The organism is Haoranjiania flava (genome assembly GCF_025631005.1).
Lineage (GTDB): Bacteria > Bacteroidota > Bacteroidia > Chitinophagales > Chitinophagaceae > Haoranjiania > Haoranjiania flava.
In genome coordinates this window covers 1-10,289 of record NZ_JAOTPL010000037.1, presented here as the reverse complement: position 1 = coordinate 10,289, position 10,289 = coordinate 1, and the positions used below count along the sequence as shown (strand labels likewise).

The following is a 10,289-nucleotide window of genomic DNA, read 5'->3' as shown; positions in this document are numbered from 1 at the left end:
TTTTTTTGTAACTTTTTTTATGGGGAAAGAGTCAGGGAGAAATGTGTGATAAAATCAAACAAAAGACACACAAGTTTTTTTTTATTTCTACGAAAAGAGTTGCGCGAAGTTTTTTCTCGGGCATCGCAGAAAGGCTGGATATTACTGCTATTTTCGAATACAAATGTTTGCAGGTGTAATTGCAGCAGTTTTATTTTATTGTAGGGTAATAAACGTTTACTTTTACCGTAGAATCAACGGATATGGAATTAATAGAAGTCACTACACCACAGCTGGAAGATATATTCATAGAAACGGGCTATCTGATCAATAAAGATTTCCCCAACTACATTCGCCCGTTAGATAAAGAAGTAAAGGAAGTTTTTGATAAGACTAAAAATAAATTCTACAAAGATGGCGGCGAAGCCATACGCTGGATATTGGTAAAAGATGGAAAGCATATCGGGAGGATTGCAGCTTATGTATACCCGCGTTATAAGAATAAAGGCACTGACTATCCCGTGGGTTGTGTTGGTTTTTTTGATTGTATAAATGACCAGGCTGCCGCAGGTATGTTGTTTGATGCTGCTAAATACTGGTTGAAAAGCAAACAGGTTGATGCCATGGATGGCCCGGTAAATTTTGGCGACAGAGACAAATGGTGGGGGCTGCTGGTGGAAGGTTTTGATGAACCTATATACGGTTTAGCATTTAATCCGCCGTATTACCAGCGTTTGTTCGAAGATTATGGATTTATGAATTATTACAATCAATATTATTATGGTTTGAATATTGATGATAAGCTTTCAGATAAATTCGTAGAAAGATACAAACGGCTAAAATCCAAAAAGGGGTATGATGCACGGCATATAAATATACATAACCTGGAAAAACATGCACAGGAGTTTGCGAAGGTCTACAACGAAGCATGGTCTCAACACGATGAAGGAAAAGAAATATCGCCTGAGCAGGTATTGAAACTGTTTAATCAACTGAAGCCGGTGATTGATGAAAAAATAATATGGTTTGCTTACTACAACGATGAGCCCATAGCTATGTGGATCAATATCCCCGACATCAATCAGTACTTTAAACACTTTAACGGCAAAATGGGCCTTTGGCAAAAAATAAAATTCCTGTGGATGAAGCTGAACAAAACCTGCGATAAATTTATCGGCATAGCCTTCGGGGTGGTGCCGCGCTTCCAGGGTATGGGGGTAGACTCTTTCATGATCTATGAAGGCTCGCGTTACATTGTAGAAAGAAAATTATATAAAACCTATGAAATGGGCTGGTCGGGCGACTGGAACCCGAGAATGCTGAGCGTATACAAAAGCTTAAATGCAGTTGTTACCCGTAAATTGATCACATACAGGTATATTTTTGATAATAAACATCCCTTTGAAAGGCATCCGCCGGTAGAAAAATAAATATTATGGAAAAGAAATTCAGAACCATTCACAAAAAGAAATCAATAGCCCTTGTAGCACACGATCATAAAAAAGACGACCTGATCGTGTGGGTAAAGCAAAATAAGGACATACTTGTAAAGCACAACCTGATAGCAACAGGTACCACCGGCAAGATGGTGGCCAGGGAGCTGGGCGTAGAAGTAAAGCAGGTACTGAGCGGCCCGCTGGGCGGCGATCAGCAACTCGGCTCCATGATTGCTACAGGAGAAATTGACCTGGTGATTTTTTTCTGGGATCCCATGGAAGCGCAGCCGCATGACAGTGATGTAAAAGCATTGCTGCGCCTGGGTGTGGTGTGGAATATTCCTATGGCGTGTTGCCCTGCCACAGCAGATTTTATCATCAGTTCCGCGTACATGGATTCCGAGTACCAGGCTGAGCTTTCAGACTATAGCGCTTATCTAAACCGTAAGATCGCCAATTAAAAGTTTACCATTAAGCCAAGGCCGTAAATGGCCTGGGTCTGCAATTTAGGCCCTCTGTCCTGTATAGGCCTGTAGAGGTCATCATAGGCAAGGTTGTAATTCACGTTCAGCGCTATCACCTTGGTGATCTTTGCCGTAAGCGTATTGGTCATGAACACGTAAATATTCTCGGGGTTGTAGAGATAGTTGCTGTACAGCTCCAGGTTAGAAGCATAAAAAATGTTCTTGGTAATGTTGAATTTGGCCGTAAGGTTTGCATAAGCACCAAACTGGAATTTAAACATTTCACCGGGGTCAACGCCGAAAGCGCCTGCTTTTGACAGAGAATCGTCCATTACAAAAACACCCCTGACAGCTATGGGCGAAACAAATATGCTTAAGCCTTTTACGGGCCTGTAGTTGATGCCCGGTGCAAGTGTTACATACGCGGGTGCAAAAAACCTGGATGTATAACCTTTTCTTTCATCCTGCTCGGTTTCTTTATTCTTTTCATACACATAGCTTTTGGATATCTGTGTCCTGATCCTGCCCAGGTTTGAGAAATCGAATTTGGGAGAGAACTGGTGCCCGTACATAGAAATAAAGTCTACCAGGTCTACATTTTTCCTGCCGCCGATCTTGTTGGAACTGGCATTTAGGTAGCCGTATTGTATATTTAAGGTATTGTTCCAGCTGGTTTTTTTGTTCAGGTAGTCTGCGTATAAATTCAGGCTGGAAACTGCCGAAAAAGAGTTGGTACCACCGCCTGACCAGTTGTCAAGCGTTGTCTGGGAAGCGTTGATGGAGAAAGCGCCGCCTGCATTCCAAAGTTTTGTGGTGTCTTTACGGAATTTGCCGTTAACCAGGCCGCTCAGCGCTTCCTTGGTTTTTTTTCTGCCATTGTCTGTATTAATCATGGCATCAACTGTAGATGTATTGGCTTTGCTGGCATTCTCAGCTACATTGCCAGTAGCAGGTATGCTTGCTGGTGCAAGTGTATCCACGGGCCTGATTGTATCGGTAGTATTATCAGGCGGAACAGCAGCCTTCTGTAAATTGAAGTTTCTTGCGGTATCGTGTTGGGCACTAACTGATTGGATGGATAAGAACAGCATCAGGAAAACAAAACTAAATTTCATCATGACAATTTTAAATTACAGTTTGCAAAATTGGTAAACTCTTAAGCCTTGTAAAATTTTCAATGTGCAAAGTAAAATAAATTTGGTAAGAGTTCAAAAGCTCCTGGCGTATTTTACGGTTTATGAGCAGGTTACCTGTAAAAGCATCTTGCGGGTTGTTGTTGATGTACGCGGTGATCTCCGCGGTATTTCCTTCGATGTAGTAGGAGTGCGAAGGTATAACATCTGTAAATTCCCCTGCATACAGGTCCAGTATATGCGCTTCTGAAGTGAAAGTTTTATTGATCTGGAAGCCGATTAATTTCGCCAATTCCAGTGAAAAGAAAAGCGGCACGTTTGCGGAGTATTTATTGCCCGATCTATCTGTGTTGATCAGGTAATTTTCCAAAAGGTAAAATAACTCTTCGTTGTCTTCGGTTTCATTTACCGCATTTAAAAACAACTCTACCATATAGGTAGCAATTGCATTTTTAATCACATCAAAATAAAGGTTTTCATACCGGTAGCCCCATTTGTACTCCCTGATAAATTGTAACTGCTTAAAATCGTTTTTATAAACTTCCATATCCAGGATGGCGCCGGGCTGGAAAAAAGAAATTCGGTTGTTGCCTGTTTTGGTGTTTTTTCTTACACCTTTTACAATATATTTCTGTATGCCGAACAGTTCTGTATACATGGTCACAATCAGGCTGGTATCGCCGTAGAAGATGTATTTCAATACAATTCCTTTTGTTTTGTGTGTCATAATATATTGTAGGCAATACTAGTAAATGTTGTTGTAAATATCGCTGTTGTATTCTACAAACCTTGGCCTGCTCACATAATTAGAGTTGTACCTGAAGCGCAGGTTCGTGATCAGCATAATTTTAATCTGGTTTTCCCGGGCAATTTTTTTGGGGAAATAATTCAGCCGCAGTTCTATAGTTCCGAATTGCAGGTTCTCGTTCCTGGTGCGCACGCCTCCGCCGATGGCATAGTACAAATGATCGTGCCAGATGGTATGCCTGCTCAGGTCCATCACGGCAGCATCAAAAGTCAGGAAGGGCGCAAACGCAAAACCCATAACTTTCCCCGGCATAAAAAATATGGATTCCCCGCGCAAAGACAGCCTTTTCTCGCCCATTACTGAATCTTCACGAAAATAATTTAAACCAAACAGGTTGTTGATACGCAATGGCTCAGAAGTATGCGGATTTACCTGCTGGGCATAGCTTGCCTGTATTTTCTGCCTGTATTTGATATGGTTAAAATGAAAAAGCCTGCTGTATACAGATATGCCCCCGATGAAGTTTAGATCCTGGAAAAATCTCTCACGGTCGTAATAGCTGCCGGCGCGCAGAAAATATTGCAGCATATCGGATCTGCGCGTAAAGGTGTAGTTGTTGATATCCACACCTACATATGGGCGTTTGATATGCAACTGACGCTGATAACCTGCCGTGATGCTCGCATTTATACCGTAAGGCATATCTTCAGTAGCTCCAAAACCAAGGATATAGCTGGTTTTGTAGAAATATTGTTTAAAGTAAGTGTATTGCAGCAACAGTGCAGACCGGTCTGAAAGGCTGTCGCTGAACCTGCCTTGCAAGTCGGGCGGATCAACAAAATGATTATTCATATACCGCATCATGATCACGTTGCGGTCCGGCATCTTGTTATCCAGGATGTATTTTTTGGCGTTTATGTTGTAGCCCAAAGCCGCATCAATGTAGTTCTGGCTATAGCCAATGTACACTTCTTCGGGCCGTTCGGGTTTGTTATAGTAATCAGGATAAGTATTGTATGTGCGTTGTTTGCCAATAGTGATATCGCCGATATAATTGCTGTATTGTGAAAACAAAGGCCGCTCCAGCCGGAGGTTGTAATCAGTGAGGTTGTAAGTTGCGTCATACCTGTTCTTATGAATATTGCCTGCGTTTATGGTGGCGCTGAGAAAAGTGCCTAACAGATTATTGATGGTGTATTGCACATTTGCGCCAACTTTAGGGTTACGCTCAATATCGCGCAAAGCTGTAATGGAGATGGCCTGGCCGGTGCCAAAAAGATTACTTTCACCTACCGTCACGTGTTGCCTTTTGTCAGTTACTTCCTTTGCTTCAATGTTCAACCCGAAAAGGTCTTTGGTAATTACATACAGGTCCAGTGAATCGCTTTCAGGATGTTGCATATCTACAATGATCCTGGCATCTCGTATAAACTGCAGGTTTCTCAGGTAGCGTTCATTGTCTGCCAGTACAAACGGGTTCAAAACCTCATTCTCTTTTACAAACATGTTTTGCCTGATCACCCATTCCCGGGAAGTGGTGTGCAGGGCAGATAATATTTTGGTACCGAAATAATCTATCCTGCGGGTTGTATCGCTGAAGTCAATGTTGAAGTCAAACTGGCGGTAGATAATATTCCGGATGATCTTTCCTTCGTAAGGCATAAAATAGGTAGCAATTCTTTCATTGAGTATATCCCGTTCATTTACATATTCTATGATCTTTTCAGATTTCATGTTTTTTACCAGCGCATTCAGCCTTCTGCGGAGTGGCGAAAGCGTGAGCTGCCTGATATGGTTGGTATCTATTGCGTAAACAACTATCCCCGGATTAGCATCGAGTTTTAAGGTATCAAGTACACTTTGGGCATTCAGGTTGCCGGCAAAGCACATGCAAAAAAATAAAACAAGGCCATATTTGAAAATTCTCTTCAAGGTTATTTAGGGATTGTCTTTTCTTAAGGGCTTTAAAATTAGTACAATATGGCGGTTTTTATTATTTTGTATGCGGCAATTTCTCACAATAATTTTTTTTCTTAAAAGAAAATGTCTAATTTTATTCTGTGAAAATACAAAATCATACACATAACCATCATCATATCTTATCCGAGCGGTAAGCTGAAATGTTTGTGTATGCAAAAAACATTTGAAAGGTTTACCGTAAGAGGTAGGCCTTTTTTATTAAGCTAAACAATAAATTATTTATGCTGAAATTAGCCATTCAAAAATCCGGCAGGCTTTATGAGGAGTCAATGAAGCTGATCAAAGAGTGCGGTATTGAGGTCAGTAACAATATCAAAGACCAGCTAAAAGCGCTGGCAACCAATTTCCCGATGGAAGTATATTTTTTGCGCGATGACGATATTCCTCAATACGTGGAAGATGGTGTTGCAGACATTGGTTTTGTTGGGGAGAATGTGATCTACGAAGCGGGAAAGGATGTAGATGTCGTGGATCTGCTCGGCTTTGGCAAATGCAGGCTTTCCATAGCAATCAAAAAGTCTGATAAATACGAAGGGGTACAGTCGCTGCAGGGTAAAAGAATAGCCACCAGCTATCCGCACATTGTACAGGGTTACCTGGCAAACAATAAAGTAGATGCCGAGATACATACCATCAGCGGAAGCGTGGAAATAGCGCCGGGTATAGGCCTTACGGATGTAATATGCGACCTGGTAAGTTCGGGCTCCACCTTGTTTATGAACGGACTGAAAGAAGCGGAGATTATTTTGCAATCGGAGTGCGCGCTTATCCGCTCACGCTATCTGAATACGGAAAAAGAAGCATTGTTAGAAAAGTTATTGTTCCGCATCCAGACTGTAAGAAAAGCAAAGAATAAAAAATATGTGCTGATGAATGTGCCCAACGATAAGCTGGAAGCCATTATACAAGTGCTGCCCGGTATGAAAAGCCCTACGGTATTGCCGTTGGCTGCCAAAGGTTGGAGCAGTTTGCACACGGTACTGAGTGAAAACGAATTTTGGGAAAACATTCAGCAGCTGAAAAATGCAGGCGCTGAAGATGTATTGGTTTTACCGATTGAAAAAATGGTTATCTGAGATGAAAAAATATCTAAGCCCAACAACCGGATCCTGGCCCGCAATCGTTGCCAGGCCTGTGTTTGATACAAAACAATTACAGGAAAAAGTACAGGCAGTCCTCGAAAGCGTCAGGCTACGCGGCGATGATGCCGTTAAAGAATTTACACAAACTTTTGATGGCATACAGCTGGATGCATTGCAGGTTTCAAGCCAGGAAATAGATACTGCAGAAGACAGGTTGTCCGAAGGGTTAAAGGCAGCCATCAAAACCGCATTGAAAAATATTTATGTTTTTCATGATGCCCACAAAGTTAAACCCATACGCACCAGCACCATGCCGGGCGTTACCTGCTGGAAGAAAGTGTTGCCCATAGAGAAAGTAGGCTTATACATTCCCGGCGGTTCTGCGCCCTTGTTTTCAACTGTATTGATGCTGGGCATTCCCGCACAGATTGCCGGTTGCAAAGAAATTGTGTTGTGCACACCACCCGGTAAAGACGGCGATATTCACCCTGCAATTTTATATGCTGCACAATTAACGGGCATCACAAAAATCTTCAGGGCAGGCGGCGCACAGGCTATAGCAGCTATGGCTTACGGCACAGCAAGCATACCAAAAGTATATAAGATCTTTGGCCCCGGCAACCAATATGTTACTTGCGCAAAGCAACTGGTACAGATGGAGGGCGTGGCTATTGATATGCCTGCCGGCCCCAGTGAAGTCTGTGTCCTGGCGGATGATACAGCAGATGCGGGTTTTGTAGCTTCTGACCTGTTGTCACAGGCCGAACACGGCGCAGACAGCCAGTCTGTGCTGATAACGGTTTCTGAAAAAATAATGGCTACGGTAGAGCAGGAAGTTGAAAGCCAGTTAAGCATTTTAGAAAGAAAAGACATTGCACAAAAGTCCATAGCGAACAGCAAACTTGTCTACATGGACAATATGGATGATGCCATTGATCTGGTAAATGAATATGCGCCCGAGCACTTAATTATTTCCTGCGCCAAAGCAGAAGCCATCGCAGAAAGAATCACAAATGCCGGCTCCGTATTCCTGGGAAATTATTCTCCCGAAAGCGCAGGCGATTATGCCAGTGGCACCAACCACACTTTGCCAACTAACGGGTTTGCCAAAGCATACAGCGGCATCAGTGTGGAAAGCTTTACTAAAAATATTACTTTTCAGCAATTAACTGAAGACGGACTGGCAAACATTGCAGAGACAGTGGTGGAAATGGCTGCTGCTGAAGGCCTCAGCGCGCATGCCAATGCCGTAAAAATACGTATCAATAAAAACAGCAATTAAGCATGTATACTTTTAAATTCATACCCAGGGAAAACATTGCACAGATAATCCCTTTTTTGCAGATATTAGATGTCAATATTCCGGCCGAAACGCTGGAACAGCGCCTGAACGAGATGTTTGATAATAATTATAAATGCGTGGGCGCTTACCATGAAGACAGGCTGATAGGTGTTTCCGGCTTATGGATACTCACAAAATATTATATCGGCAGGCATATAGAGCCCGACAATGTGATCATTCATCCTGATTACAGAAGCAGGAATGTAGGAGACCAGATGGTCGACTGGATCCATGCTTATGGCAAAGCCAACGGCTGTGTTGCATCTGAACTGAATTGTTATACCGGCAACACCCGCGGCCAGAAATTCTGGTCCAGCCAGGGATATGAAATAAAAGCGTTTCACTATAGAAAAATGTTGGATAATGAGCTTTAGTGTAGAGAAGTTATTGAGGGAAAATATAAAACGGCTGCAGCCTTATTCATCTGCAAGAGATGAATTTTCCGGTGAGGCCAAAATATTCCTGGATGCCAATGAAAACAGCCTGGGATCGCCCTTGCTGAAATGGTACAACCGTTATCCCGATCCGCACCAGGTAGCATTAAAAAATGCCATCAGTACAATAAAAAACATTGCGCGGGAACATATTTTTTTAGGCAACGGCAGTGATGAGTGTATAGACCTGCTGTACCGTGCTTTCTGCGAACCCGGCAGGGACAATGTAATTATTTGCCCGCCCACCTATGGCATGTACGAAGTATCGGCAAATATCAATGATGTTGAAATCCGCGTGGCGCCTTTGCTTGAGGATTTTCAGCTAAACCTTGCACACATAGAAAGCCTGATCGATGAGCGTACCAAAATCATCTGGCTCTGCTCTCCCAACAACCCCACGGGCAATTCCCTGCACCGGCTCGACATAGAAATGGTGCTGAATAATTTCCACGGGCTGGTAGCGATCGACGAAGCTTATATTAATTTTTCGAGGCAGCAATCGTTTGTAGCTGAATTGGCTGAATACCCCAACCTGGTGGTGCTGCAAACGTTCAGCAAAGCTTGGGGGCTGGCTGCGCTCAGGCTGGGTATGGCTTTCGCTTCGGAAGAAATTATTGCTGTTCTGGATAAGGTAAAGCCTCCTTACAACATCAACCAGGCAACGCAGGAGCTTGCACTGAAAGCATTGGAAGATGTAGGCCAGGTAAACGATATGATACGCGAAATAGTAGACATGCGCGTAGCATTAGCTGCTGTGTTCAGGCGTATACCAGGCGTGGAAGCCGTGCATGATTCTGACGCCAATTTTATTCTGATAAAAATAAAAAATGCAAAAGAGGTGTATCATTTTCTACTGTCAAAAGGAATAGTGGTACGCGACAGAAGCAGGGTAATGCTCTGCGAAGACAGCCTAAGGATTACAATAGGCACCGAAAAAGAAAATACCGCGCTGGTAGATGCTTTGGCAGAATGGACAGATGCCCAATATTGACGCTTGCAATTGTTTATTAGCACAACAATAACTTTTAAGCTCTGTGTATGGCAGAGCTTTTGCTTTTTTTATACTGTAAATCCAAATTACCGTCACTTTAAAATTACTGACTATGATAAACGAAGAAAGAAATGCAAACGTAAGCGATGACCTTACTACCAATGCAAATGCAGATGAACTTACTTCTGATCTCAGGGGCTCTTCGCTCATTAATCTTACGAAATACAATGTAGACGAGAAGTTTATTACAGCAAAGTTTGCCAGCCTGGAGGATGCCAAAAGAGCTTACGAAGCTTTAACCGAACACGGATATCCCCGCGAATCTATTGTACTGGCTATACCGGGAGAAACCGAAGACCAGTTCTTTAATTCTTTTGATGCATTGGAATCAGAATTTACAAAAGAAGACAAAAATTACCGGTATGTCTCTATGGGCTTGGAATCGCTTAGCCCCGAGCAGGCTGTATATGTAAGCAGTGTGTGGGATGCACACAATGCAGTTACCATAAATGATTAACAAAAACTACCGGAGCATATCCGGTTTTTTTGTAAATAAATGGATAGCAGGAATAGCTGATCTGAATTTTTGCACTTTTTTATTTTTGCATTAAACTACATTTTCTAATTTTCATGTGTATATTTTTTATTTTTTCTTTATGGTCACATGGAATAGCCTTTATTCATCCGCGGTTGGTATGCA

Annotated in this window: 10 protein-coding genes; 7 read left to right on the top strand and 3 right to left on the bottom strand. The window is 42.5% G+C overall.

The annotated features are described in order from the left end of the window. The first annotated feature begins 242 nt into the window (after nucleotides 1-242). Both OD355_RS13635 and OD355_RS13630 read left to right on the top strand, forming a co-directional pair. Nucleotides 243-1,409 carry a hypothetical protein gene (locus OD355_RS13635; RefSeq protein WP_263039047.1) on the top strand — a complete coding sequence of 389 codons (1,167 nt, stop codon included), beginning with the start codon at nucleotides 243-245 and terminating at the stop codon, nucleotides 1,407-1,409. Between the two features lie 5 nt (nucleotides 1,410-1,414). Next, nucleotides 1,415-1,876: a methylglyoxal synthase gene (locus OD355_RS13630; RefSeq protein WP_263039046.1), complete on the top strand. Its 462-nt coding sequence runs from the start codon at nucleotides 1,415-1,417 to the stop codon at nucleotides 1,874-1,876. Here the strand turns inward: OD355_RS13630 and OD355_RS13625 are convergent. The 3 genes from OD355_RS13625 to OD355_RS13615 are packed head-to-tail and all read right to left on the bottom strand — an operon-like array spanning nucleotide 1,873 to nucleotide 5,650. Then, nucleotides 1,873-2,994 (bottom strand): DUF3078 domain-containing protein, encoded by a 1,122-nt coding sequence (locus tag OD355_RS13625; protein WP_263039045.1) that lies wholly within the window; start codon nucleotides 2,992-2,994, stop codon nucleotides 1,873-1,875. The two genes, OD355_RS13630 and OD355_RS13625, sit on opposite strands and share 4 nt — an antisense overlap. A gap of 10 nt (nucleotides 2,995-3,004) precedes the next feature. Continuing rightward, nucleotides 3,005-3,739 (bottom strand): DNA repair protein RecO, encoded by a 735-nt coding sequence (gene recO / locus OD355_RS13620; protein WP_263039044.1) that lies wholly within the window; start codon nucleotides 3,737-3,739, stop codon nucleotides 3,005-3,007. Nucleotides 3,740-3,757: 18 nt separating this feature from the next. Then, nucleotides 3,758-5,650, bottom strand: coding sequence for a BamA/TamA family outer membrane protein (locus OD355_RS13615; protein ID WP_263039043.1), 1,893 nt, complete (start codon nucleotides 5,648-5,650; stop codon nucleotides 3,758-3,760). Nucleotides 5,651-5,961: 311 nt separating this feature from the next. On the opposite strand from OD355_RS13615, the gene hisG reads away from it, so the two are divergent. The 5 genes from hisG (at nucleotide 5,962) to OD355_RS13590 (ending at nucleotide 10,106) form a co-directional block, all read left to right on the top strand. Continuing rightward, the gene (gene hisG, locus OD355_RS13610; RefSeq protein WP_263039042.1) at nucleotides 5,962-6,816 is read left to right on the top strand and encodes an ATP phosphoribosyltransferase; all 855 of its coding nucleotides are present in this window, start codon (nucleotides 5,962-5,964) and stop codon (nucleotides 6,814-6,816) included. 1 nt (nucleotide 6,817) lies between these two features. Then, nucleotides 6,818-8,104, top strand: a complete 1,287-nt coding sequence (hisD, locus tag OD355_RS13605) for a histidinol dehydrogenase (protein ID WP_263039041.1) — start codon at nucleotides 6,818-6,820, stop codon at nucleotides 8,102-8,104. A 2-nt stretch (nucleotides 8,105-8,106) separates the two neighbouring features. Continuing rightward, a complete protein-coding gene (locus OD355_RS13600) occupies nucleotides 8,107-8,538 on the top strand; it encodes a GNAT family N-acetyltransferase (protein WP_263039040.1) in 432 nt (143 codons plus the stop codon). Beyond that, nucleotides 8,528-9,589: a histidinol-phosphate transaminase gene (hisC, locus tag OD355_RS13595; protein ID WP_263039039.1), complete on the top strand. Its 1,062-nt coding sequence runs from the start codon at nucleotides 8,528-8,530 to the stop codon at nucleotides 9,587-9,589. The genes OD355_RS13600 and hisC overlap by 11 nt, the downstream gene beginning before the upstream one ends. Before the next feature lie 112 nt (nucleotides 9,590-9,701). After that, nucleotides 9,702-10,106, top strand: coding sequence for a hypothetical protein (locus tag OD355_RS13590; protein WP_263039038.1), 405 nt, complete (start codon nucleotides 9,702-9,704; stop codon nucleotides 10,104-10,106). The last annotated feature ends 183 nt before the right edge of the window (nucleotides 10,107-10,289 follow it).